The organism is Virgibacillus sp. NKC19-3, assembly GCF_019837165.1.
GTDB classification, from domain to species: domain Bacteria; phylum Bacillota; class Bacilli; order Bacillales; family Amphibacillaceae; genus Virgibacillus_L; species Virgibacillus_L saliphilus.
Map to the genome: position 1 here is coordinate 3,710,350 of NZ_JAGYHC010000001.1, position 25,436 is coordinate 3,735,785.

Genomic DNA, 25,436 nt, shown 5'->3' on the forward strand with positions numbered 1-25,436 from the left:
CCTCGTTAACGATTTTAGCATTTTCATGATAAGTATACTTAAAGAAACTTTGTAGTAGTAACCTGTTTCAAAAACTTATCTAAGGTACCAAAACATTTTTCAACTTCTTCCAGATGATAAAATGTACTTGTCGTTTCAACATTGTTTATCTCCTCATTTGATGAATAAAGAAAAACCCTTTTTCCTCGGCCCAATGCAATACCTAATTCAATATGGGTACCTTTGCCACCAGGTAATAGAACTACAATGAAGGCAGCTTCCAATACCCCATTTTTCTCTTTTTTTCCAATATCCCTCAGGTCATCTAACGTAAAGATTTGTTCTTCTTTTCCTTATCATGATCCAATTTAATCATTACCGTAAAATAAATATACTATTTCGATAATTGTATCGTTAGCTTAACAGTGAACTTAGTATAAATGGTAAGATAACCAGGATGATAGAAATAGCGATAAGTGTAATGGAAACTTGTTTTGACAATTTCCTTTTGTCTTTCCCTTTATACCAGCCAGTAAATTGCCACTTATTCCTATATAGAACAAAAAGGAAAATTAATATGGCTAATGCACCGGTCCACGAATAGGCTTCAGATACTTCATTGGCTGTGTAAATAGGTTCTATAACGACCCAACCCAACGCGCCACATAACACAAATATAATCATAATACGAAGTAACTCCGCTACTGCTCCCATTCGTTCATCACCCGACTTGTCGTATTCTATTCATTAATTAATTTTTTCATATAAACCCAGTTATTTCAAAATCAATCAACCCTGTTTGTCAATGATATTAGATTACAAGGTCATATTCCATTCTCCTAGCAGTTTTTTGAGCTGTTTTCGAACCTAGAAGTCTTTGGACAATATGAAAAGACATATTAATACCTGCTGAAATTCCACCAGAGGTTACAATATTTCCTGCATCAACAAATTTAACGTCTTGTTGTACGTCAACTTCAGGAAATTCCCTTTCTAATCTATCAAGACTTGCCCAATGCGTCGTACATTTTTTTCCTTTTAATAAACCGGCTTTTGCTAGCAGTAAAGCACCCGTACATACCGAAGTCATTATTTCAACATTTGGCATTTGAGCTGCAATCCATTTTATAACATTGTCATTATGTATTTCTCGTTCTCTAGCCCCTAGCCCGCCGGGAATGATTAAAATGTCAAATGATGGCATATTATCAAAGCTATAATCCGGTTGAACCTTTAACCCATTTCTTGCATTTATCAAGTTTCCCTTTTCAGATACTGTTTCAACAAGAAAGGGCTTTTCGCCATCTTCTATTGTTGTTACTGAAAAGACTTCAAATGGTCCTGCAAAATCCAAAACCTCTACCTCATCAAATAAGAAAATTCCCACTCGCCACTGTTTTTTATTCATATAGGGCTCCCCCTTGAATTTTATGATTTTCATCCAAAATTAGGCCTAATTGTTGCGCCTTGTTATTGATTTATCGCGTCCGATCGTATTGCTGTCGAAACAAGGTTCTTAAGCTAGAACACGTTCGCTCAAGATCTTTCTCCATTCATTTTCCAAGATACTCATCTCCCATAAGCTCCAATATTCATCCCCCACTTTTCTAACATCCCTAAGCAGACCTTCTTTTGTAAAACCTACTTTTTCATAACTGCTTATAGCTGATCTATTAAAATTTTTCCATGCAAAAAAATATCAATTAAACATTATTCACAATTACTTTCGCTGTATCACCTGTCCTAATTTTTCCCGGACATTCAACAATACCAACAATGCCTCTTTGTCCTAACGATGCTTTGACGAAGCGTGTTGTTAAGTTGGCATTTGCCGGATATTTATGTTGGATCACTTCTCCGGGTTGGGTGCATGGAAGGTTTTCTCCCTCACACAGAATGCCTGCTCCACTCGGAAAGACAATCCGGCTTCCTGGGGCTAATTTCGTGAGATTTCCAAGGCCCTTTATAGCAATATTAGCCCCTAACCATTCAGGGAGTATCTGTTCAACTTCAAGTTTCTCCGCTATCCACGCACATTCCTCAACCGAAACGATAGAAATCTGCCTGCGATTAAAAATTTCTGTACCACGTTTATACATCGATTCTCTTGCACCTGCAAATTTGGTTAAACCAAAATGTAGATCACCTGGAATACCACCGTATTCTAAAACTGCCTCTTCCGTTTTCGTCGTTACAAAAGTATCATCCTGATTAGCAATAAAAACCGAAAAAATTTCAACCTCATGATGTTTGCCCATATAATCCTCCCTATTTAGGTGCGCTAAAACACGGATTGGATTAGCGCATTTCGATTTAATTATATAACAATCTATTTTTCAATGTATTCATTATGTATTTTGGTCATGATGAAGTTGATCTGTTCCTCATCTTCCATGTAAAACGAGTGAGCTCCTGTATGAACAAACCCCTTTTTTCTTATAGAAAGCTATAATTACTTAATGGATCATTTATTTTTACTTTTCCTTAAAAAAAGGAAGTCCCAAAGATAAAGCAAGATAATCATTATAATAGAAACCCCTAATATATCCAGACTGTTACATTCGTTCCTGTTTTTAAAAAGCTATAAAAAATGAATTGAAGTATAAAAAAGACAAGAAAAGTCGTTAAATATTTGGTTACTTTCATCTACTTATCCCTCATTCCTACAACATTAGTGCTAAGCTTTGCTAAGAAAATCACTTAATTGTTATGGATATGATCCTCCATATCAACTCCATTGCTTGGTATATTTTTTATTTTTACAATCAACCTATAAGCATTCAAATAGAATCATATAGTGATAAAACCGGCCGATTCATCTCAGCATTAAAATACCGAGAATTCTTGGCCATTATTCTAAAGTACCAGTTCATTGAATTTAATGCTCCATTTAATGAAAAAACATACCTTTATAAAAACTTTCGCAGCCCACCTATTTCAAGCTGCGAAAGTTGCGTTTTAAGAAAAAACAGCTTTACCCCTGTTTCGAATAGTTACCTTCTAATTGTAGATAATGGGAGCTTGCTTGCTTCACTTCTTTCAACAGCGCACTATCTTCTGCCAGTGATTCACCAAAAGACGGGACCATTTCTTTTATTTTTTGTTCCCATGTTTGAATATATTGTGGAAAGTTGTTACGTAAAAGTTCTAACATAATGGATACAGAAGTAGAAGCTCCTGGGGACTCTCCTAATAACGCTACCATAGAGTTATCTTCTGATTGAACAATTTCTGTACCAAATTGAATATAGCCTCTTCCGGAATGCTCGGTGTCTTTAATGATTTGTATACGTTTCCCTGCAATAAGTAAATCCCAATCCTCATCTTTCGCATCAGGGACAAATTTTCGTAATTCTCGCATTTGATCCTTTTTATCCATCATCACTTGCTCGATAGAATATTTAATCAATGGCATATTTTTAACACCTGCAGCTAGCATCGTTAGCATGTTATTGGGTTTAATAGAGTTGACAAAGTCTAAATTAGAGCCATTTTTTAAAAACTTAGGACCAATCGAAGCAAACGGACCAAATAATAAATTACTTTTATCCCCGAAGTATCTTCTATCGAGATGCGGAACAGTCATAGGTGGTTTTCCAGAAGGCTCTTTCCCATATACCTTCGCATCATGTTGTTCGACTACTTCCGGCTTGTTACTGACTAAAAATGCGCCACTGATTGGAAATCCACCAATCCGTTTGCTTTCGGGAATGTTTGTTTTTTGTAATAGAGGAATGGCATTTCCACCAGCACCAATAAATACAAAATCTGCTACATGGTATTCAAGGGTGTTGTCTTGATAGTTACGTACTTGCACTTCCCATTTGCCGTCTTCTAAACGATTAATATCTGTCACCGTATGTTGATAATGAACTTCTGCGTGGTCATGTTTTGCTAAGTTATCTGTTAGCTTACGAGTCAGTTTGCCAAAATTGATATCGGTACCTGCGTTCATTTTTGTTCCGGCAATCGGTGTTGTTGACGTACGCCCCTGCATCATCAAAGGAATCCATTTCGATAATTCCTCAGGATCATCGGTAAATTCCATGTCTGCAAACATCGGTAGGGAGGATAAAGCCTGGAAGCGCCTACGTAAAAAGTCCACATTTTGTTCCCCTTGTACAAAGCTAATATGGGGTAATGGGCGTATAAATTCTTGAGGGTCTTGAATTTCTTGATTTTTAACTAAATAAGACCAAAGCTGTTTGGAAATCTCGAATTGTTCGTTTATCTCAACAGCTTTGCTAGAATCAATGGAGCCATCTTCTTTTTCTACCGTATAATTTAATTCACATAATGCTGCATGGCCGGTTCCAGCATTATTCCACTCATTTGAGCTTTCTTTTCCAGCCATGTCCAATTTCTCAAACAGTTTCATATGCCAATTAGGCTCTAATTCTTTTAAAAATGTTCCTAACGTCGCACTCATGATGCCAGCACCTATTAGAATAACATCTTTCGTTTGATTATCAGTCATAGATTTGTTCCTCCTCGTATATTTGAATCTTGATTGTATGGAAATTTTCAGATAATAATTACGGACTAGGTTTTCATTATTTCGTTTTTCTTCCACATATTATAATTATAGATTAATTGAACGGAAACAGCTATACATAATAAGGCAATAAGCACAGGAATAACGAAGTCTGACATTCTTATCTCCCTCCACAAAAGGAACTGTTTAGGGAAATACATACTATTCAATTACTGCGCTCGTTAATAAAGCTCATGTACCTTTATCAGATTTTTCCTGTTTGGATAAAAAAGCCCATATGAACAACATAGAAATAGCCAAAATTAATGGTGTAAAATTCATTTCTACCTTAGTAACAAACTTCAAATACAATTGAAATAATAAAGGTATAGTCATTGCTATTGAGATAAAGTTAAAGATAAATTTTTCCGTAATGGTTATATTTTTGAATCTTATTTCCACGCAAAAGCCCCCCTATATATTTTTTTCTTTGTACTATAGCTGCAGTTTATTCCACTTCTCACCCGAACGGATGAACTCTCGAATTTTGAACATATACGTTAACTTAAAACTTAAGATATCCCCTAATTTAACACGATAAACTATGCCCATAAGTATTCCTTTTTCAATAGAGTCATAAAATTTAGGCAGTGTGTTAAAACAGAAAAATCCTATTCATTCATTTCTTCTCTCACCTGTTGATCGCAATAACAGGTACACAGCAGAAATGCCGAAGAAGAACAGAAATGTTTCCATCCAATCCATCGTACCATCCATCAAATATTTGATAAACATTGTTCCTAAATACACAACTACAAATACAACGGCATACAAACGTAGATCCATTGGGGGATATTCACTGCCTTTTTTAGCAGGCATCATATCAAACCCTTCTCATACATCTATTTTACCATCCTGGAACGTCTGACTGGTAACATTTGAAATGGGCGCCAAATCCTTTTCCGGAATGGCGCCTTATGAATCAAATGACATTAGCTTTTTACTTTCTTTCATCTTTCGTAAATAACTTACTTGTATCAAATAACCGACCAACGCTGCTAATGCACCAATAACTATGGATAAAAATGCGTTTATATCAGGAAAAAAGAATTCCTTAGCAACATCAAGCAGACTGTTTCGATTCAACATTATCTCCAACCTGTTTATGTTTTAATGTCAGCATAGCAATAAAGGATATACCGTATAAAACGGCTAAGTAGCTCATTGCCATTGTCATATCGTACGTTTGCAAAATATACCCAACCAGGATGGGCGATAAGCCTCCTAAAGCCCGACCAAAATTAAAAATGGCATTTGTTGCCGTACTTCGAATTTGAACTGGATAGAGACTGCTAATTAATGCCCCATACCCGGCAAACATACCATTTGCAAAGAATCCTACGATTGCTCCACCAACTAATATGCCTACACTGCCTTCTGCATACGCATATAAAAATACAGCTGCTGCAGAAGCAAGAAGAAATATGCCATAAGATCGTTTGGCACCAAATCGATCCATAAATTGACCAAACGTTAGCATACCAATAATCATGCCAACCGCAGTAGCAATGGTCCAAATCGCAGAGTTTGAAACCGATAAACCCTGTGACTGTTGCAACATGGATGGAAGCCAGATCATTAAACCATTATACCCTGCAATCTGAACGGTCGTCATGATCGCTAAAGCAATGGTCGTCGCTGTAGCTCTAGGCGTATCAAATAACTGGATCAATTTCCCTTTTTCTTTTCTATTGTCTAGCCTTTTTTCTTTTTGCGCAGCTACCCACTCCGGTGACTCATCTAAATTTTTTCGCACCATAAATGCAAAAATAACAGGGAGTAACCCAATGAAAAATAGCATTCTCCATCCAAAGAGCGGAAGGATGACTGCACTAAGTAGCGCCGCGAGAATGACGCCATATTGAGCACCTAAACTTACAAATGAAGACGCCCTGCCTTGTTTATTTTTGGGCCATGCCTCTGCAACTAACGCCATGCCAATCCCATATTCTCCACCCGCACCAAGACCTGCGATAAATCGATACACATAAACCTGTTCCATATTCGTCGCCAATCCGGTTAATCCAGTGCCGATGGCAAATAAGAAAATACTGTACGTAAAAATGCGGACCCGGCCAAATTTATCCGCTAAAATTCCAAAAATCACACCACCAGCAAGCATTCCCATATTTGTAATAGCTGAAATAAGCCCACCTACTGCTAAATCGATATTAAAATGCGCAACAATCATCGACATAGCAAATGAGATAAACATAATATCCATGCCTTCCAATGTTAACCCTGCTACAGACGCTACTACTGTTTTTCTCTGATAGTTCATACATTCCCCTCCGTTTTTCTGAAGTAAATTTGCGAACCTTGCTTTAAAAGGGAATGGGTTACTTTTTTACCATTCTCTATCAAGCCTCACCGGACTACGTTAATAAATAATAAACATGCTAACCAACATGCAGACATAACAAAGGCTCAGAGTGCCGGATGTGGTTACTTTCGAAATCAAATTATGCCCAAGCAAATCATTTTATAATTTCCTAGGCAATAAAAAAATACCCTTTGTCACAGGGGACATAAGGGCATCAGCATCCATTGATATATCAAAACAAACGTTTCCATGTTTCGTTTTAACCACCCTTTGCAGCCTCTCTGGACCGTATTAAAGGAAATATTTTATTAAAATAATAGTAGCATGATCGTTTCCATGTTTCAATGGAAAATACATAAACTAGCTTTATGTAGACTGTTTTTCCAAAAAGGTTGTAACCACTATAAAATCGTTATAATGAAACGCACACCAATCACCGTGTACCGACCTTCTTTACCGTCATTACAATTCCAACAATCAATTCAAGCATAGCTACTGCTAATACATAGAATCCGATTGATGGTAGTGATAAAAGACCCAATACAATGTGAAAGGCCGCGGCGATATATAAGCCGATCGATTTCTTTAAAAACACACTAAAAATCGCATAAAGCAACACAGCAATGATTAGTCCCACGCTTAGCCAAGGTGTCATTGGAATTCCCTCCTTCTAGCTAGTTTTATTTTAACATAAATACCCAGATGCGTTGTTCTATCATAAATGCAACAATTTACCTTATGCTTCTATATAACAATCTACATCCAACAAAATCCCCTGGATGTACCCAATCCACAGCCACGGCACAGTAATACATAAATATTATCCGCATGTTTACCTTGAAAATTGAAATTGCCACATATCACTAAAAAATGCAAACGAAAATAAATCTCATTTTCGTTTGCATTTTTTTACTCCAGGTGTGGATCAGACAACGACTCCCTCGCCCTATCTTTATCACCGATCCCACGGGAAATCCGTTCCAAACGTTTCAGCTAACCCCTTGGATTGCTTCCTTCGTTCCTTTCGCTGCTGTGCACGTTCAGGTGCCTGTTCGTGAAGCATCTTTTCCTGATTCGATTCCGGGTAAACAGCTGGAACAGGGGATGGCTTCCCTTCATCATCCACCGCAACAAATGTGGTAAACGCTGTTGTACATACTTTTCGGTCGCCTGTTACCAAATCTTCTGTAACAGCTTTAATAAACACTTCCATCGATGTGTTGTGGGTCCATGTTACAAATGCTTCCAAACAAATGGAGTCCCCTTCCTTCACAGGTGCAAGGAAATCAACAGAATCTGTCGAGGCTGTTACCACTGGCTTTCTGGCATGCCTCACAGCAGCTATTGCAGCCACATCATCTATATGTGCCATTAATGCACCACCGAACAGCGTCCCGTGCGCATTGGTATCCGGTGGCAACACATGCGATGTTTTTACTGCAAGTGACTTCCAACAAGGTTTTTCTTCCATGTCAAATCCCCCATCTATTCTATAAAGTTATATCACGTATTATAATACAGGTGAAATCAAGCGGGAAACAGATTCCTTGAAACGAATCCCTAATGAACGCTGCTGGTATAATTTTTTCGTGAGTTGCGTTGATAGCATAATATCACGGTTAAAAGCGTCATCCAATCGTTGTGTTAGATCCAGATCATATAAAAATGCGTTTACTTCAAAATTCAAGCGAAAACTTCGTACATCAATATTCGCTGTACCTACGGAAGATATTTTCCCGTCTACGACAATGGTCTTCGCATGCAAGAAGCCATTTTGATACATATAAACTTCAGCTCCCGCATTCAACAAATCGCCAACAGACGATAATGTTGCCCAGTAGACAAAAGGATGGTCCGGTTTATTCGGGATCATTACTTTCACATCTACCCCCGACATCGCCGCTATTCGAAGCACATCACGCAAGCTTTCATCCGGAATAAAATACGGTGTTTGTATATAAATATACTCCTTCGCTTCCATAATCATTTTGATGTAACCATTTTTAATTTGTTCCCAGTCTGAATCCGGGCCGCTTGATACAATTTGTACTCCAACGTCGCCGTAAGGGATGGAATCATAAAATCGATCTTCATACAAAATATCATTACGTGAAGCTTGGTTCCAGTCCAGGATAAATCTTGTTTGCATATTTTGAACTGCATGGCCATAGATGCGCAAATGCGTGTCACGCCAATAGCCAAATTTTTTCTTTTTTCCAAGGTATTCATCACCGATGTTAAACCCACCGATATAGCCAACTTTCCCGTCGATAATAGCTAGTTTACGATGGTTTCGGTAATTGATTTTAAAGTTTAATTTAGCAATTTTCGGTGGGAAAAATGCCCCTACAAGGACCCCTGCATTTTCCAAGCGTTTAATATATTTACGACTCAGGCTTCTTGATCCCATGTCATCGAATAGTACACGAACCTCTACACCTTCGTTTGCTTTCTTTATTAGCACATCTGCAACGCGGCGGCCCAGCTGATCGCTCCGAATTCGGTAATATAACAGATGAATATGATCCGTCGCCTTTTCCATATCCTCCATGAGCGCATCGAACTTTTCAGTACCGTCTGTATAAATATCAACTTTATTATCATGCGTGAAAATCGCATCATCGTTGCGCAGATGCAGCGAAACCAAATCCTCATGTTCCGCTATCCCTTCATGTTTAAAATAAAAATTTCTCTCTTCTAGTGCGCGCAATTGCGATTTTACCTCCGTCTGTACGCCCAGACGACTTTTGGTATCCCATGTAAAAATGCGTTTCTTGCTAATCGGCCTGCCAAAAATTAAATAAAGGACAAAACCTGCAATTGGGAAAAAAAGCAGCACCATCAACCATGCCCATGTGGAGCTGGCATCTTTTCTTTCCAGGAAGATAATAGAAAATCCTAATATGATATTAAAAATAATAATAAACCCTAATAATAATGTCCATATGACCATGTAGCAAATCTCCCACCTATTTGGAAAATGTGTTTACGTTTATCTATCTATAATATAGCATAAATTCAATATTACCAAAAAATCGGAAAAGAAAACACATTTTTATATTGGGGGCGAGAGGATGGAAGTTAAAGTACTATAAAACGGAATGCTGACTGCGTTTTATATCTTATTGACTTAATCTATATATTTCCTGTTGAAATTAGTTTAGTATAAATGAAGGAGGGCGCTATATGAAAAACAATATGGGAATTATATATACAGCATTGGCTTACGTACTTTGGGGATTCCTGCCCATCTATTGGAAATGGGTTGACGATGTCCCGGCCGGAGAGACATTGGCACATCGCGTTGTTTGGTCATTTATTTTCATGCTTGGCATTGTATTGATTTTACGAAAATGGACTCCTTTCATACAGGAATTGAACGTGATAATCAGAAACAGGAAAAGACTGCTTGGCATCACGCTTGCGTCTATTTTCATCAGTTTAAACTGGCTTACCTTTATATGGGCGGTCAATAGCGACCATGTTATTCAGGCAAGCTTGGGGTATTATATTAATCCACTTATCAGTATATTACTCGGGATCATCGTGCTGAAAGAGAAGGTTACGAAGAGACAGGCACTATCGTTTATTCTTGCTGGTATCGGTGTCACCTACCTAACATTTAGCTTCGGTGTGTTCCCATGGATTTCTATTATTCTAGCGCTGACTTTCGGATTCTATGGCTTATTGAAAAAGAAGGTGGATATTAGCGCCATGTTTGGTTTAACCATCGAAACAATGATCGTAACACCACTTGCCGCTCTTTATTTATTCGCCATTCCGGTGAATTCCTTTACCCTGGAAGATTTGGCTGCACCGGTGAATCTCCTATTAATTGGGGCAGGTATCGTTACCGCGATTCCATTACTTTTATTTGCAAGCGGAGCTAAGCTAATCCCACTTGCGATGGTCGGATTCCTGCAGTATATTGCGCCAACGATCATGCTAATTCTTGGTGTGTTTCTTTACGGAGAGCCCTTTACCAGTGGGCATGCTGTCGCATTCATATTCATTTGGTCTGCTTTGTTCATTTATATGGGGTCAGGGTATAAACGCAGGGATTCCCGGTTTAAGCGTGGAGTTCATGAAAAATAAGTTAGCTCTATGACCTAGTTACCAAAAGTAGCTTGATGAGCGCATAGGACGCCTCTGCGTGACCTATATCCCGAGGCAATAAAATAGTTATTTTCTAAAAACCGTTGACATTCCGTTCCATTTACCGTTATACTATTCTTTAATTTAGAAAAATGAATCTCTTATCAAGAGCGGCGGAGGGATAGGCCCTGTGATGCCCGGCAACCTGAAGGCTAGTAAACTACCTTTTACGGTGCTAAATCCTACAGATCAAGATTGGTCTGGAAGATAAGAGGAGGATCGTTTACATATACGCCCTCTTCTTAGGAAGGGGGTGATTTATTTATTCCCCCCTCTTCCTCCAGATACGTTAGAAGTGCAAACCAAAAGTAAACATTCAAGGAGGAATTTTCATGTCAAACTTTCCATTTCACAACCCGGAAACCATATTACTTCATGGAGGTCAGGAACCCGACCCTGCAACGGGATCAAGAGCTATGCCCATTCACCAAACAACGTCCTACGTTTTTCGTGATACCGAGCATGCCCAGAATGTATTCGGATTAGCAGAACCGGGAAATATCTATACCCGTATTACAAATCCGACTGTCGATGCTTTCGAACAACGCATGGCTTCACTTGAGGATGGAAGTGGAGCTGTTGCCACCTCATCCGGTATGGCAGCAATTACATTTTCTATTCTTAATCTCGCCGGCTCAGGTGATGAAATTGTTGCTGACAGTAACTTGTACGGTGGGACGTACAATCTTTTTGCACATACACTACCGCGTTACGGAATTGATGTGAAATTTGTTGATGGAACGGATCCTGAAGCGATTAGAAGTGCTATTACAACAAAAACAAAGGCCGTGTTTGCTGAAATTATTACAAATCCAAGTCTAAACATATTTGATGTAGAAACCGTTGGTGCGATTGCGCATGAAAACAACATTCCATTGATCATTGACAATACATTTGCCACTCCATACGGCACAAAACCGCTCACATGGGGAGCAGATATTGTTGTTCATTCTGCGACAAAATGGATCGGCGGCCATGGTACAACAATTGGCGGAGTTGTCATAGATGGCGGCCGCTTCGATTGGGGCAATGGTCACTTTCCAGGATTTACTGAACCGGACGAGAGTTACAATGGCCTCCGTTACGTAGATCTTGGTCCAGCAGCCTACGTGACAAAATTACGTGTGCAACTACTCCGAGATATTGGTGCTTCTCTGAGTCCACAGAGTGCCTTTTTATTTTTACAGGGACTGGAGACATTACATCTGCGCGTCGAGCGTCATAATAAAAATGCTGAAGAAGTCGCTGCTTATTTGCAAAAACACCCAGCTGTAGAATGGGTTAATTTCCCTGGCCTTGAAGATCATCCATCCCATCAGCTTGCGAAAAAATATCTCGCTAATGGATTCGGCTCGATTATCACGTTCGGCATCAAAGGCGGTCGGGATGCTGGTAGGAAACTAATCGATAATGTTACACTCTGGTCCCATGTTGCCAATGTGGGTGATGCAAAATCGCTGATTATTCATCCAGCATCAACCACACATCAACAATTAAGTGCTCAGGATCTGGAAAAAAGCGGAACAACAGAAGAACTAGTTCGCTTATCGATTGGCATTGAAAACCCGAAGGATATTTTAGTTGATCTCGATCAGGCCATTGCCAAAGCGGTTGATCAGCGTCCGCTTTTCGAGACTACAGAAGACGATGCTATTACGTGGCTACTGTCTTCGCCATTTGATCGAAAAGATGGAGCCATTCGGAAAAAGGTAATTGCAGCTGTTACTAGCGCTGACAATACACTTGATAAAGACGAAAAGCAATTGGCAGCACTAGGATTTAGCATTATCCCTATCAATGAAGAGGCGAAACTGGAAGACATTGCTGATGAAGTAGACGCTGTATGGGTGAACAATCAACAGCTACCGCAATCAACCATTGAACAATTAATTAATAAACAAGGTAAAATATTGTGGGTAGAAGAACCGGATAAGCATGATCAAACAGTAGAAAATGCACGTGCGGCAGGTATTACGGTCATTACGGGCAAAAATCCATATGAGGAAGCACTTCGCCTGAGGGATAATCATAGAATAGCGGATCCATGGAAAGTATAGAAGAATGGAAGTGTATGCGGGATGCGTTTTTTCTTCCGGGATTGACTCTTTCGCTACTGGCTGAGATTCAAAGCCCCGGACGATCCCTCATCTCCCGGAAGCACCGATAAATTATGTTTACCCTCTCTTCATAAAGGAAATAACCATGATAAGAGGCTGGGACAAAACAAAAGTGTTTAATAAAAAAGACGAACGTTATCAAACTTAGCGTAGGAAATATGCGGAGACTCCAGCGGGAGGAAAGGCATAGGTGAGACACCGTAGTGCGATAGCACAAGGGGGCTCACCAGCCGCCCTAAGGTGCGCGAAGTATATTTTTAGAAGCGATGTATGTTCGGAATTTATTTGTTAAAAACACTTTTGTCCCAGCCTCTTTTTAGTATGATAACATCGAAACAAACCTATATTAAAAATACTTTCGAATTTATTTATGACATGAGACAATATATCCTATATCTTACGTATAATATAACAACCGGGTGTGGTATGCATGAAGAAGAAAAATTTTATGATTGCAATTATCGTTTTTATTGTTGGGGCAGGCATTTTTGCTTTAATAAATCAACCTACTGCAACGTTTAATAATAAAACAATTTCTCAACATGATGATACAGGGACGAAAACAAAAGAAAACGAGGAAAACGAAGATGTTGGCGAAGAGTCGCAAGATGAAACAGAAGAAGATGAACCATCAACCGAACAGAGGCAACTCTCCACTGTAGCTATCGAGGCTTTTCAGGAAGCGGTCGATTTCTTTACCAATCAAAACACCCATATCGTTGCGGTTGGTGACTCCCTAACACAAGGTGTCGGAAGCAGTAATGGAGGAGGTTATGTAGGCATATTAGACTCTGCCCTTAATGCTGAGGGACAAATTGTTTCCTTTGATAATTTTGGGATACGTGGAAACCGATCGGATCAGCTGTTGGAGCGCCTGGATAATCCTGAAGTTTCCACCGCACTAGAAGATGCTGATATTGTTTTAATAACGATCGGAGCAAATGATATCATGAAAGTAGTGAGAGAAAATTTCACGAACTTAAAGATCGAGGAGTTTAGGCAAGAACGGATCGATTATGAAGAAAGGCTACAGCAAATATTTACCAAACTTAAACATATAAATCCGAACACAGACATTTATTTATTAGGGTTTTATAATCCCTTCGAACAATACTTTCAGGATATTGAAGAACTTGATATGATTGTAGAGTCTTGGAATAAAACAGGAAATGATATCGCACAAGAAGATGCGTCTATCACGTTCATTCCTACCGTCGATTTATTCGATGATCCGGATGCAAATTTATTCGCAGAGGATAATTTCCATCCAAATGATAGAGGCTATCAACGAATGGCAAGAAGAGTTTTGGATTATTTAACTAACGAAGAAGGATGAGCGCGATGCCCCAACGAAAAGAAGACCATCAGTCAAAAACAATAAAATGGAAAGCCTTATTTTTTGGTTTATTAAGCGTAAATATCCTCTTTTTTCTGGTCATTGTTGCACTCATTTTTTGGCCGGTTTCTGAGAACATATTTCCCTCCAATGATGAGCAGGAAAGTAGAGAGAGCTCTGAATTTACAGTTCGAACCACTAAAGATAATTTGAACGAATTGGTCAATGCTTATATTGATCAGGCTTTATCAAACACAGGACACGAGTATCGTATCTCCCTGGAGGAGGATATCCATCTAATTGGCGAGTTACCGGTATTCTCCAGCACCGTACCACTTTCCGTCCATCTAGAGCCAATCGTACAGGAAAACGGGGATCTCGTTTTAGAACAGCGATCCATCTCGCTTGGACTATTGGATTTACCAAATCAAAAAATTATGGAATACATGGAACGTTACTTATCGATGCCTGAATGGGTTACGATCAATCCAAAAGATGAGGAGATTTACGTTGGCGTTACAGAAATGGATTTACAGAGTAATTTCGAGGTTAGTGTAGAACATATTGATCTGGAAGCAAATAATCTCGCATTTAATATTCGAATTCCATACCGGACATTAGGCATCGAACATATAGAACCATAATGAAATGAGCTAAAACCATCATCTCCGGGGTTTAGCTCATTTCATTGTAAACTATACCTCCTGTTACCCAAAAGAGAACCACTACAGCTCGTGTGTGGTTCTTCTCACCTGATGACAAATTGTTTCACTTTTGCAGATAATAATAAAATGAATGATTGCTTTTGTAATGCCTGCTCTCCTTGAGTCAGCTTTCTCTCTGTATCTACAAAATAATGGCTAAGTTTCCCTTGATAAATTAGTTGCATCCCCTCGTGTGCTCGAATATCAGCAGGCGTCGTAAAGCAAGCAGGATTCGGTAGCTGAAAATGCTCCAAATCCCGTAGCACGGTCGCTACAAACTGGGAACAAAACAAGGCATTTCTGCGGCTAATTTTAATTTGGAATAAGACACCAAGGAGTCCAATGAAATTAAATTTATACGCTTCTTTTTCAGCTTCGATTTCTTTAATATGATGATTAATGATGGCACAGTCGCTCTCTGAAACCGTATAGCTATAAATAGCGCAATTAGCATTTCTCATGAAGTCACTTTGAGGGTCCTCCTGTATAAAACCCCCAACAAACGGGTTCCTTGGTCGTTTCCGGCCAAAACTGTATACTTCCTTTAATTCCGGGTCAAAGCTTATCGATACATGGTTTAATGATTGATTTGTACAGAAATTAATCATCCTAGATAAACAGGTTCCCGTATCCGTAAAAAGAAAGTAGATCGTTTTTTCTTCCATCAAATCACCCCTCATCGACTTTTCATTTATAGTATGTCAGGTTTTCGATAGTCACTTACTTCATGCGCGGGTGTACTACTTGTGTGATGATAACTTATTGTTGCATATTTCCACGTAAAAATACACCCCCACTTTTACTTTTATTCATAAAATAGTCCACTTGTCACGTGCTGGCGGCCGTACTGTGGGTGCTTCTCTCCCGTTTTGGACTGGGGCTTTCCCGTTTCGTAGTCGCTGTCTCCCGTTCTGAATTGACTTTCTCCCGGTTTGAAAGGTCTCTCTCCCGTTTTGGACTAATCGCCTCCCGTTTCAGTGCATCGCTCTCCCAGCTCTAATTTCAACCGTCAAACATTGACTAAATCATTGAAATACCGTAAGCTTACTATGTGTACTATTTTTTATTGGAGGAATATCATAATCGATGATTAATGTTTCGAATGTAAGTTTACAATATGGTGACAAGAAGTTATTTGAAGATGTTAATTTAAAATTCACCCCTGGTAACTGTTATGGATTAATTGGGGCAAATGGTGCCGGTAAATCCACATTTCTTAAAGTATTATCAGGTGAGATAGAACCGCAATCCGGTGGTATCTCCTTATCTCCCGGAGAACGAATTGCCGTGTTAAAACAGGACCACTTCGCCTATGAAGATACGCAGGTGCTGGAAGTTGTTTTAATGGGGCATGAAAAATTATATGACGTGAAACAAGAAAAAGACGCGATTTATATGAAGCCCGACTTTTCCGAAGAAGATGGTATGCGTGCTGCTGAACTAGAAGGCGAATTTGCTGAAATGAATGGTTGGGAGGCGGAATCCGATGCTGCTGTTCTACTAAAGGGACTTGGCATTGATGAATCCCTCCATATGAAACAAATGAGCGAATTATCGGAGGATCAAAAAGTAAAAATATTGCTCGCTCAAGCTCTTTTCGGCAATCCTGACATTTTACTACTGGATGAGCCAACAAACGGACTTGATATCCATGCGATTCAATGGTTGGAAGAATTTCTGATCAACTTTGAAAATACGGTAATTGTTGTGTCCCATGATAGACACTTTTTAAATAAAGTATGCACCCATATCGCCGATGTTGACTATGGAAAAATTCAAATTTATATCGGAAACTATGACTTCTGGTATGAATCCAGCCAACTTGCAAACAGGATGGCCCAGGAAGCAAATAAGAAAAAAGAAGAAAAAATCAAAGAGCTGCAAACCTTTATTGCCAGATTCAGTGCCAATGCATCGAAATCCAAGCAGGCAACATCACGGAAGAAATTACTGGACAACATCACACTGGATGATATTAAACCATCATCCCGTAAATATCCGTATATCGCCTTTACACCGGATCGTGAAATCGGTAATGACCTGCTACGTGTTGATGGATTAACAAAAACCATTAACGGGGAAAAAGTACTTGATAATGTGAGTTTTACCATGAACAAGGATGATAAAATCGCCTTGGTCGGAAAGAATGATATTGCCAAAACGACGCTATTCAAAATTATCATGGGAGAAATGGAACCAGACGCAGGCACATATAAATGGGGTGTAACGACATCGCAATCCTATTTTCCAAAAGATAACACCGCATTTTTTGAAAACGATCTGCCATTAGTCGAGTGGCTTCGCCAATATTCCCCAGAAGATCAGACGGAGACATTCCTGCGCGGTTTCCTAGGAAGAATGTTGTTTTCCGGCGAAGAAGCATTGAAAAAGGCAAATGTGCTCTCCGGTGGTGAAAAGGTTCGTTGCATGTTATCCAAAATGATGCTATCCGGGGCGAATGTGCTCATCTTGGACGAACCGACCAATCACTTGGATCTGGAATCCATTCAATCCTTGAATAATGGCTTAATCCGATTTAAAGGTTCGATCCTATTTACGTCCCATGACCATCAATTCGTTCAAAGTATCGCAAACCGTCTTATCGAAATTACACCTAACGGCATTATCGATAAGGAAATGAGCTATGATGAGTATGTGCAAGATCACCAACTACAAGAAAAGATTGAACAAATGTATGCTAGTTAAGAAATGAGAGCGTGCTCCTGGTGGGAGGACGCTCTTTTTGACATGGATAAGTTGGAGCTTAGGCTTAGCATTCATGGCTGATTACAAGGAATGAAGGATGCCCTTGGCTACGATTACACTAGTAACTAACCCTATAGGATTTCTCATTTTAACTTTTTCTTACAATAAAGGAACCCATTTTGTAAAAGGTTAATCAAAATGGATTCCTTTGGAGGCTTCGCTAATAAAAATACATTGTGCTTATGTTTTCGTCATCAATCCTGCAAAAATGTTAAAAGTGCCTCATTAAATTCTTTGGGATGCGTTGCATTTAAACCATGTGAACCGCCTTTTATTAAGGCTAATTTACTTCCCGGAATCGTTTCATGCGTCCGCTGTCCGCTGGCTTCAAATGGTACAATTCCATCTGAGTCGCCATGAATAACAAGCGCAGGTATCGTACATTTAGCTAGATCTTCTCTAAAATCTGTCTTACCAAAAGCAGAAATACAATCCAACGTTCCTTTAGGCGAAGCCCACTCTGCGATAGCTCTATTGTATAATCGGAACGGTTCACTTACGAAGTCAGTTTGATCCCCACCAGCGAAAAAGGTTTTTGTAAACCCATCAAGAAATGCAAGGCGATCCTGCTTCACCCCGTTTTCAAATTCCTCAATTGTTGCATCATCCATCGGACCATCAGGGTTATCCTCTGACTGATATAAATAAGGTGGGACAGCGCCGGCAAATACAGCCTTCGTCACTCTACTTGTTCCATAGGTAGCGATATAACGTGCCACTTCACCACCACCCATGGAAAAACCAACAAGCGTTACATCTTGAAGATCTAATTGTTCCAATAACTGATGTAAATCCGCAGCCAACGTATCATACTCGTATCCATGCCATGGTTGAGAAGAGTTCCCAAATCCTCGGCGATCATACGTAATGACTCTGTATCCTGCTTCTACGAGCGCTGGAACTTGATATTCCCAGGAGCGACTACTTAATGGCCAACCGTGAATGAATACAACTGGTTTCCCGGTGCCATGGTCCTCATAATAAAGTTCGATTGCTGCTTGATTTTCTTTTCCTACAGTGATTTTTGCCAATGTTATTCCCTCCTTAACTATTTTAGGAGTGTTGCCAAGTCAGCTGCAATGCTTCCCATAAATAGTGAAGAACCATCAATATAGTAGAATATTACCCGTTGCATCTGTTTTACAAACATCATGCGTTTATTTCAACTACATACGAACCCAAGTCATTGCTGTTTATTCAGTATGAAGCAACAACTTGGAGAAAAATCTATACTGCGTTGTCTAAATATCGCTATAGATCTCAGTCTTTTTTCATGATTAATGAACGAAACGTTTCGGTTAAGAACTAGCCTTTCTCCGAATGACAAACAAAATAATGCCAGAAGCCATGAGGAAGAATCCAGCTAATATAGGCAGTGGATAATCACTTGCTGTATCTGGGATTTCACCACCTTGGAAGTATTCTAAATGGCCTAGGCGAGACATGATTTTATCTGCAGCAGTTAAATCGCCATCTGGGTATAAAGCGCCCTCCCAATCAGCGTACATCGGGTTTGGGAACACGATGAATTGATTGCCGAACTCATCTTGCTCATCATACACCTGCTGATTTCTTGCTTCTAACGCTTGGTCTTTCGGAAAGCCTGTGAAGTCTGATAAATTATCACCGAAAAATAACAAAATATCATGGTTCTCGTTAATGTCATCAAAGCGATCTTGTTTCCCTGTTTCATCTTCTTTTGTCAGCAATACATGGTCGTTGTCCACTTGGGGTGCGTCTAGTTTTTCTAGATTTTCTACTGTTACATCTTGCAGCCTATCGGAGCGTCCTGTTACATAATAAATCTCCACCCCTTGGTCATCCACATATTCAAGAAAATCCAAAGCACCGGGGAGTGCTTCTGCCTCTGCACTTTCCTGCCACTCATCGAGTGACGCTTGTCCGCCCGTTTTGGTCATTAAGGCGTTGTATGGACCGCCATTCAATACAGTTTCATCTAAATCAAGCACAATTGCAGGATCTTGTTTGTCTCCCTCTTCTAACGCAGCATCTATTTTTTCAGCTCCTATATTGTATCCTTGATGATATAACGCTTCCGCTTCACCTGAAGTTTGATACCAAGCAATGGACATCACATTCTGATCTTGGAGTCTCTCGTCAAGCAATGTTGCAGCCTCAGATGAGTCATCTTTTGGACTGAAATAGGTTAAATGATCTTTGCGCACTTTCATTTTCTCTTCAGCTGTTAAATCACCATCCGGATATAAAGCATCTTCCCAATCACCATACATTGGATTAGGAAATACGATGAATTTATCTCCAAATTTATCCTGTTCATCGTTTACTTGGTTGTTGCGATCATCTAGCGCCTGATTCTTAGGAAAACCGGAAAAATCCGAGAGATTGTCTCCGAAAAATAAGAGAATATCATGATTTTCATCAACATAATCGAAGCGGTCTTGCTTTCCCGTTTCATCTTCTTCTGTTAGCAATACATGATCATCGTTCGCTTGTGGTGCACCGATTTCTTTTAAATTTTCAACAGTTGCTTCCTGAAGTGTATCAGCTCGTCCAGTAATATAAAAAATCTCGACACCTTTTTCATCAGCATGATTAAGAAAATCCAAAGCGCCGGGTAGTGCTTCTGCCTCTGCACTTTCCTGCCAAGTATCCAATGAGGCTTCTCCAGCTGTTTGGATATCTAAAGCATCAAAGGGGCTGCCATCTAAAACGGTCTCATCTAAATCCAGCACAACTGCAGGAGTCTTGTCAGTGCCTTCTTCAAGCTTCATGTCTAGCTTCTCTTTCCCAATATTATACCCTTGGTGAAATAAAGCGCTTGCTTCTCCAGCTGTTTGGAACCATGCCGTGGACATCACGTTTTGATCCGTTAACTGCTCCTCCGGTGTTTGATTTTCAAGCCCATCCTGATTTTCCTCAGCTAACACATGACCATTGCCAATGAATAATGTAAAGGACAGTATAAAAGCGGTGAAAATACTCATGTTTCGTTTGGTATACATTCATTCTCCTCCTTTATATAGATTCTTTGATTAAATAAGTAATTCTACCATGAAATATAAATGCTAAACCCTTTTGGCGCAACCGTTTTCCAAAAAGAAACCGAGGTAGGAAAAACACCTCCATAATCGTTGCTAAAATTAGATGATTGGTCATTCCACATTGGCGTAATCATCTGAAGGTAAACATCTTTTAATCTACGTTTACATTCATAGAATAAAAGATATTTTACAATTTGTTCGACTTAAGTATACCCTAATTGAATATAATTTTAAAGGTAATAATAACCAAATAGCTTGGAGAAGTAAAAAAGAGACTCACAAGGGCGAAATTCGTACATCGTTTATTATCTGGATCTATTCTAAAATTACTTCAATGATGATAAAATATTTCATAATCAAATAGCGATGAAAAGAAGAGTATATGTGCTTGAGGCATAACAGAGAACTCCGTAAGCTGTGATGGAGGGTGTAAGAGCGCATAGAACCAAGTCTTGGAGCTGTACATAGGATATTGTTCTTCTGACGATTGATGATGTACCGGTTTCTCCCGTTAGCGAGATAGAGTATATCCTGCAATATATGCAATATATGTTGTCGGCGTACTTGAAAAGGTTTATTGTGGCGACACAAGAACAAACAGAGGTGGCACCGCGAACTTCTAAATTCAGGGAGTCTCGTCCTCAAGTCTAATCACTTGGGGGTGGGATTCTTTTTTGTTTTTAAACCTTGAATTTAGGAGCTGATGATACATGAATATGATGAAGTTGAAAAATCCCTTATTACTTCTGCTTGGTATTGGAATATCGAATTTGGATGCCTGGATTTATTTAATTGCCCTGAACTTGATTGTTTTGGATTTGACTGGATCACCATTAGCAGTATCCGTTCTTTACATCCTTATACCGATTGCCACCTTATGCACGAATTTTTGGTCGGGAAGTTTTATCGACAGGTTAAATAAAAGAAATTTGATGTTTTTCATAGACGTAATCAGAGCATTATTCATATTTTTACTTTCATTTATAGACTCGCTTGTTTTCATCTATGTAATAGTTTTTATCATTAATATGGCGAGTTCCATTTTTGAGCCCGTATCTATAGTTTATATGACGAAGCTTATACCTAAGTCGGGGCGGCATCGATTTAATGCTTTACGAAATTTCATTAATTCGAGTGGTTTTATTTTAGGTCCGTCGGTTGCAGGTTTTCTGTTTATGATTGGGTCACCCTATCTAGCTATCCAATTAAATGCTTTAGCATTATGCCTATCAGCAATAATAATTCTGATGCTTCCTAATTTAGAATTAAGAAAAGAAAACGTCGTTGCTGATAAAGTTAGCATTAAAATGATCAGAAAAGATTTGAAGGAAATTCTTCGTTTTAGTAAGTCGAATATCCATATGACATTCATTTATATCCTTTTTAGTGGAATTACTGTTTTTATGACAGCGTTAGACTCTTTAGAAACTGCATTTGCAACAGAGGTTCTTTCTTTATCTGAAAGTGCTTATGGATTTCTTGTGAGCGTTGCTGGAATAGGAATTATAACAGGGTCATTAACAAATGCTTTATTCACCGGTCGTCTAAAACTTAATGTTCTTATTGGTTTTGGTGCACTATTTACGCCGTTAGGATATTTGGCCTTTGCGTTTTCACAGAATTTCATTTGGGCATCCATTGGTTTTTTCACATTAACATTTGCCTTATCATTCGCAAATACTGGCTTTTTGACTTTTTATCAGAATAATGTGCCAGTAGCTATTATGGGGAGGTTTTCAAGTGTTTTAGGCATGTTGGAAGCTTTGTTAATAACTCTATTCACTGCTGCTGTTGGGCTATTTGCTGAATTATTAGAGATTCGGCCAATCTATATTATAGGCTCGTTTGCATTTTTAATCTTAGGTTTTTGCCTTAACTTGGTTGTTTTCGATAAATCAAAAAGTGATTATTATAATGCTTAATGGAGAAATTCCCTTCAGCCGGTAAGTAGGCCCTTTATTCGTTACGCCGAATCTCAAATCACCCGAAGCGCCAGCCTATAAATAAAATTTGGATTGTTGGGCAGTTTATGACCATCATACGTTTAAAGGGGAAATATACAATGGTTAATAAACTATTTTTCATTCTGCTTATTATCGGATTACCATTATCGGTGATTGGGTCTTTGCTGGACTGGCCATCTGTTGTTATGTTCATTATTTACTGTCTAACCATTATTACGTTGGCTGGCTATATAGGGAGGGCAACAGAAAGTTTAGCGATTGTATTAGGACCACGAATCGGTGGGCTATTAAATGCGACATTCGGAAATGCTGTAGAACTCATTATATCGATTTTTTCTCTTAAAGCAGGGCTTATTGGCATTGTGCTAGCGTCTTTGACTGGTTCTGTCCTAGGAAACTTACTTCTTGTTGCGGGATTGTCTTTTTTTATAGGTGGTCTGAAATTCAAACGGCAATCTTTTAATGTACATGACGCAAGACACAATGCAGCATTACTGATTTTCGCAGTAGTTGTCGCATTCGTCATACCAGAAGTCTTTACTCAAACGATGGATGACCAAACTACTATGATACTGAGCATTGGAACATCTATTATCCTTATTGCTTTATACTTCGCCACGTTGTTCTTTAAGTTAGTAACACATCGTGGTATTTACCAAAACAATAAAGATAGGGAAAACAAAGCAGCAAATCAGCAGGAAGAACCAGAATGGGGAAAAATGAAATCAATTATATATTTGGGTTTAGCCACTATGGCTGTTGCTTATGTATCTGAAAACCTGGTCCACACCTTTGAGGCAGTAGGAGAAGCATTTGGTTGGACAGAATTATTCATTGGCGTTATTATAGTCGCAATTGTTGGAAATGCTGCAGAACATGCGTCTGCGGTCATCATGGCATTTAAAAATAAAATGGATGTTGCTGTCGAAATTGCGGTTGGATCCACCCTTCAGGTAGCAATGTTTGTCGCTCCATTACTCGTACTGATTTCCCTATTCTTTAACACATTCATGCCCCTTGTCTTTACATGGCAGGAGCTGATTAGTATGATAACCGCTGTACTCCTTATGATCATGATCTCTATTGACGGGGAATCCAATTGGTTTGACGGTCTAGCCCTACTTGCTGCGTATTTCATTATGGGTATTGGCTTTTATTTACTTTAGTGCCAGACGAGTCCATTTATTACTTAAATTACGCTATTTTCCTTGTAAGTAGAGTTAAAACAGTGTCTAAAGAGTGCTTGCATACAGGTAGGATGCACACTCTTTTTTGCGTTTGGGTAGATGGGGCGATACGGAAGCTAGAGTTTATACTCCCCCCCCAATTATCAATTATCAGCAGGAACGCTTGGTTTATCAACGGTTAAAACTCAGTTATCAGCACTTCTATCACATCTTTCAGTATTAACACCAATGGCTTCAGCACTCACATCACGTTCATCAGCGTCAACAACAAAGATATCAGCACTCCCCTTCTATTCTTCAGCACTAACACCAAATTCATTGCCCGCCGCTTCACCCAAAAAAACGCCCCCTTCATCAAAAGAGAGCGTCCTTTCACATCATACAAGCTTTCCTGCCACTTTTTCCAGCATTTCTCTCGTCATCGTATCCATATCGTACACTGCCTGAAATCCCCACTCGTCTCTCGCCGCGGAAGCATCAATGCTATTTGGCCAACTATCTGCAATTTCCTGTCTGATGGGATCAACGTTATAGGACAATGTAAATTCCGGAATATGCTTCTGGATGGCGGCTGCAAAATCCTCCGGTGCTGCGGATATTGCGGTAATATTAAATGCATTACGAGAAATGAGCTTGCCTGGGTCCGCTTCCATCAATTGAATAATGGCATCCAAAGCATCCGGCATATACATCATATCCATATACGTACCTTCACTAATATAGGAAGTATATGTTTTGTTTATCATCGCTTCATAGTAAATCTCAACAGCATAATCTGTTGTTCCACCACCTGGAGGCGTAACATGCGAAATTAACCCAGGATAACGAACACCACGGGTATCTACGCCAAAACGACTATAATAATAGTCACAAAGTAATTCACCTGCGACTTTATTGACACCATACATCGTTGTAGGCCGTTGCAATGTATCCTGTGGCGTATTATCTCTTGGAGTGGATGGTCCGAATGCACCGATAGAACTCGGAGTAAAAAACTGCAGCTCAAGTTCCCGTGCTACTTCTAATGCATTAAAAAGACCACCTAAATTCAGATCCCATGCCACTCTGGGGAAAGCTTCCGCCTTTGCTGATAATAGTGCAGCTAAATGCATCATTGTATCTACATTATATTTCTTAGCAACGGAAAATAATTGGTCCGCATCCATTACATCTACTACTTCAAAAGGACCTTCTCCTTCTTTTTCTTCCAATTCTCGTATATCCGTTCCAATCACATGTGACGTTCCATAGATTTCTCGTAATTTCCCCACAAGCTCTGAACCAATTTGTCCAAGCGCTCCTGTAACAAGAATCTTTTTCATTTCCCAAACCCTTTCTCATCTGTTTG

23 protein-coding genes, 1 pseudogene and 1 riboswitch are annotated in these 25,436 nt (G+C 39.3%); of the genes and pseudogenes, 7 read left to right on the top strand and 17 right to left on the bottom strand.

What is annotated here, in order from left to right:
* Nucleotides 1-38 precede the first annotated feature (38 nt).
* The 13 genes and pseudogenes from KFZ56_RS17635 to cls form a co-directional block, all read right to left on the bottom strand.
* Nucleotides 39-263, bottom strand: a complete 225-nt coding sequence (locus KFZ56_RS17635; protein ID WP_222643408.1) for a hypothetical protein — start codon at nucleotides 261-263, stop codon at nucleotides 39-41.
* A 130-nt stretch (nucleotides 264-393) separates the two neighbouring features.
* Entirely contained in the window at nucleotides 394-693 is a 300-nt protein-coding gene (locus tag KFZ56_RS17640) for a hypothetical protein (RefSeq protein ID WP_222643409.1), read from the bottom strand.
* Nucleotides 694-790: 97 nt separating this feature from the next.
* Nucleotides 791-1,387 carry a DJ-1/PfpI family protein gene (locus KFZ56_RS17645; RefSeq protein ID WP_222643410.1) on the bottom strand — a complete coding sequence of 199 codons (597 nt, stop codon included), beginning with the start codon at nucleotides 1,385-1,387 and terminating at the stop codon, nucleotides 791-793.
* A 295-nt stretch (nucleotides 1,388-1,682) separates the two neighbouring features.
* The gene (locus tag KFZ56_RS17650) at nucleotides 1,683-2,237 is read right to left on the bottom strand and encodes an MOSC domain-containing protein (RefSeq protein WP_222643411.1); all 555 of its coding nucleotides are present in this window, start codon (nucleotides 2,235-2,237) and stop codon (nucleotides 1,683-1,685) included.
* Nucleotides 2,238-2,308: 71 nt separating this feature from the next.
* A pseudogene (locus tag KFZ56_RS19740) lies at nucleotides 2,309-2,429 on the bottom strand (GNAT family N-acetyltransferase); the annotation flags it as partial.
* A gap of 524 nt (nucleotides 2,430-2,953) precedes the next feature.
* The gene (mqo, locus tag KFZ56_RS17655; RefSeq protein ID WP_309228359.1) at nucleotides 2,954-4,495 is read right to left on the bottom strand and encodes a malate dehydrogenase (quinone); all 1,542 of its coding nucleotides are present in this window, start codon (nucleotides 4,493-4,495) and stop codon (nucleotides 2,954-2,956) included.
* Between the two features lie 210 nt (nucleotides 4,496-4,705).
* Nucleotides 4,706-4,915, bottom strand: a complete 210-nt coding sequence (locus KFZ56_RS17660) for a hypothetical protein (RefSeq protein WP_222643414.1) — start codon at nucleotides 4,913-4,915, stop codon at nucleotides 4,706-4,708.
* Between the two features lie 213 nt (nucleotides 4,916-5,128).
* Entirely contained in the window at nucleotides 5,129-5,335 is a 207-nt protein-coding gene (locus KFZ56_RS17665) for a hypothetical protein (RefSeq protein WP_222643416.1), read from the bottom strand.
* Between the two features lie 93 nt (nucleotides 5,336-5,428).
* Nucleotides 5,429-5,602 carry a hypothetical protein gene (locus KFZ56_RS17670; protein ID WP_222643418.1) on the bottom strand — a complete coding sequence of 58 codons (174 nt, stop codon included), beginning with the start codon at nucleotides 5,600-5,602 and terminating at the stop codon, nucleotides 5,429-5,431.
* A complete protein-coding gene (locus tag KFZ56_RS17675) occupies nucleotides 5,577-6,794 on the bottom strand; it encodes an MFS transporter (RefSeq protein WP_222643420.1) in 1,218 nt (405 codons plus the stop codon). Before KFZ56_RS17675 ends, KFZ56_RS17670 begins: the two co-directional genes overlap by 26 nt.
* Before the next feature lie 475 nt (nucleotides 6,795-7,269).
* The gene (locus KFZ56_RS17680; protein ID WP_222643422.1) at nucleotides 7,270-7,491 is read right to left on the bottom strand and encodes a hypothetical protein; all 222 of its coding nucleotides are present in this window, start codon (nucleotides 7,489-7,491) and stop codon (nucleotides 7,270-7,272) included.
* A 300-nt stretch (nucleotides 7,492-7,791) separates the two neighbouring features.
* Nucleotides 7,792-8,307, bottom strand: a complete 516-nt coding sequence (locus KFZ56_RS17685) for an acyl-CoA thioesterase (protein ID WP_222643424.1) — start codon at nucleotides 8,305-8,307, stop codon at nucleotides 7,792-7,794.
* Nucleotides 8,308-8,346: 39 nt separating this feature from the next.
* Nucleotides 8,347-9,789, bottom strand: a complete 1,443-nt coding sequence (cls, locus tag KFZ56_RS17690) for a cardiolipin synthase (RefSeq protein WP_222643426.1) — start codon at nucleotides 9,787-9,789, stop codon at nucleotides 8,347-8,349.
* Nucleotides 9,790-10,022: 233 nt separating this feature from the next.
* Here cls and rarD point away from each other — a divergent pair, with 233 nt between their 5' ends.
* From rarD to KFZ56_RS17710, 4 genes are all read left to right on the top strand, one after another.
* Nucleotides 10,023-10,931: an EamA family transporter RarD gene (gene rarD, locus KFZ56_RS17695; RefSeq protein ID WP_222643428.1), complete on the top strand. Its 909-nt coding sequence runs from the start codon at nucleotides 10,023-10,025 to the stop codon at nucleotides 10,929-10,931.
* Between the two features lie 158 nt (nucleotides 10,932-11,089).
* A riboswitch (SAM riboswitch) is annotated at nucleotides 11,090-11,205 on the top strand.
* A gap of 118 nt (nucleotides 11,206-11,323) precedes the next feature.
* Nucleotides 11,324-13,048: a PLP-dependent aspartate aminotransferase family protein gene (locus tag KFZ56_RS17700; RefSeq protein ID WP_222643430.1), complete on the top strand. Its 1,725-nt coding sequence runs from the start codon at nucleotides 11,324-11,326 to the stop codon at nucleotides 13,046-13,048.
* Nucleotides 13,049-13,538: 490 nt separating this feature from the next.
* Nucleotides 13,539-14,444: an SGNH/GDSL hydrolase family protein gene (locus tag KFZ56_RS17705; protein WP_222643431.1), complete on the top strand. Its 906-nt coding sequence runs from the start codon at nucleotides 13,539-13,541 to the stop codon at nucleotides 14,442-14,444.
* Between the two features lie 5 nt (nucleotides 14,445-14,449).
* Nucleotides 14,450-15,088, top strand: coding sequence for a YpmS family protein (locus KFZ56_RS17710; protein ID WP_222643432.1), 639 nt, complete (start codon nucleotides 14,450-14,452; stop codon nucleotides 15,086-15,088).
* A gap of 104 nt (nucleotides 15,089-15,192) precedes the next feature.
* On the opposite strand, the gene KFZ56_RS17715 is transcribed toward KFZ56_RS17710, so the two are convergent.
* Nucleotides 15,193-15,813 carry a hypothetical protein gene (locus KFZ56_RS17715; protein ID WP_222643433.1) on the bottom strand — a complete coding sequence of 207 codons (621 nt, stop codon included), beginning with the start codon at nucleotides 15,811-15,813 and terminating at the stop codon, nucleotides 15,193-15,195.
* A 421-nt stretch (nucleotides 15,814-16,234) separates the two neighbouring features.
* On the opposite strand from KFZ56_RS17715, the gene KFZ56_RS17720 reads away from it, so the two are divergent.
* Nucleotides 16,235-17,854, top strand: coding sequence for an ABC-F family ATP-binding cassette domain-containing protein (locus KFZ56_RS17720; RefSeq protein ID WP_222643434.1), 1,620 nt, complete (start codon nucleotides 16,235-16,237; stop codon nucleotides 17,852-17,854).
* Nucleotides 17,855-18,108: 254 nt separating this feature from the next.
* On the opposite strand, the gene KFZ56_RS17725 is transcribed toward KFZ56_RS17720, so the two are convergent.
* Nucleotides 18,109-18,945 carry an alpha/beta fold hydrolase gene (locus KFZ56_RS17725; RefSeq protein WP_222643435.1) on the bottom strand — a complete coding sequence of 279 codons (837 nt, stop codon included), beginning with the start codon at nucleotides 18,943-18,945 and terminating at the stop codon, nucleotides 18,109-18,111.
* A gap of 267 nt (nucleotides 18,946-19,212) precedes the next feature.
* Complete coding sequence (locus tag KFZ56_RS17730) at nucleotides 19,213-20,898, bottom strand: 5'-nucleotidase, lipoprotein e(P4) family (protein ID WP_222643437.1); 1,686 nt, start codon at nucleotides 20,896-20,898, stop codon at nucleotides 19,213-19,215.
* Between the two features lie 749 nt (nucleotides 20,899-21,647).
* On the opposite strand from KFZ56_RS17730, the gene KFZ56_RS17735 reads away from it, so the two are divergent.
* Nucleotides 21,648-22,859: an MFS transporter gene (locus tag KFZ56_RS17735; RefSeq protein WP_309228325.1), complete on the top strand. Its 1,212-nt coding sequence runs from the start codon at nucleotides 21,648-21,650 to the stop codon at nucleotides 22,857-22,859.
* 140 nt (nucleotides 22,860-22,999) lie between these two features.
* Nucleotides 23,000-24,067: a calcium/proton exchanger gene (gene cax, locus KFZ56_RS17740; protein WP_222643439.1), complete on the top strand. Its 1,068-nt coding sequence runs from the start codon at nucleotides 23,000-23,002 to the stop codon at nucleotides 24,065-24,067.
* A gap of 398 nt (nucleotides 24,068-24,465) precedes the next feature.
* On the opposite strand, the gene KFZ56_RS17745 is transcribed toward cax, so the two are convergent.
* Nucleotides 24,466-25,410, bottom strand: coding sequence for an NAD-dependent epimerase/dehydratase family protein (locus tag KFZ56_RS17745; RefSeq protein WP_222643440.1), 945 nt, complete (start codon nucleotides 25,408-25,410; stop codon nucleotides 24,466-24,468).
* Between the last annotated feature and the right edge of the window lie 26 nt (nucleotides 25,411-25,436).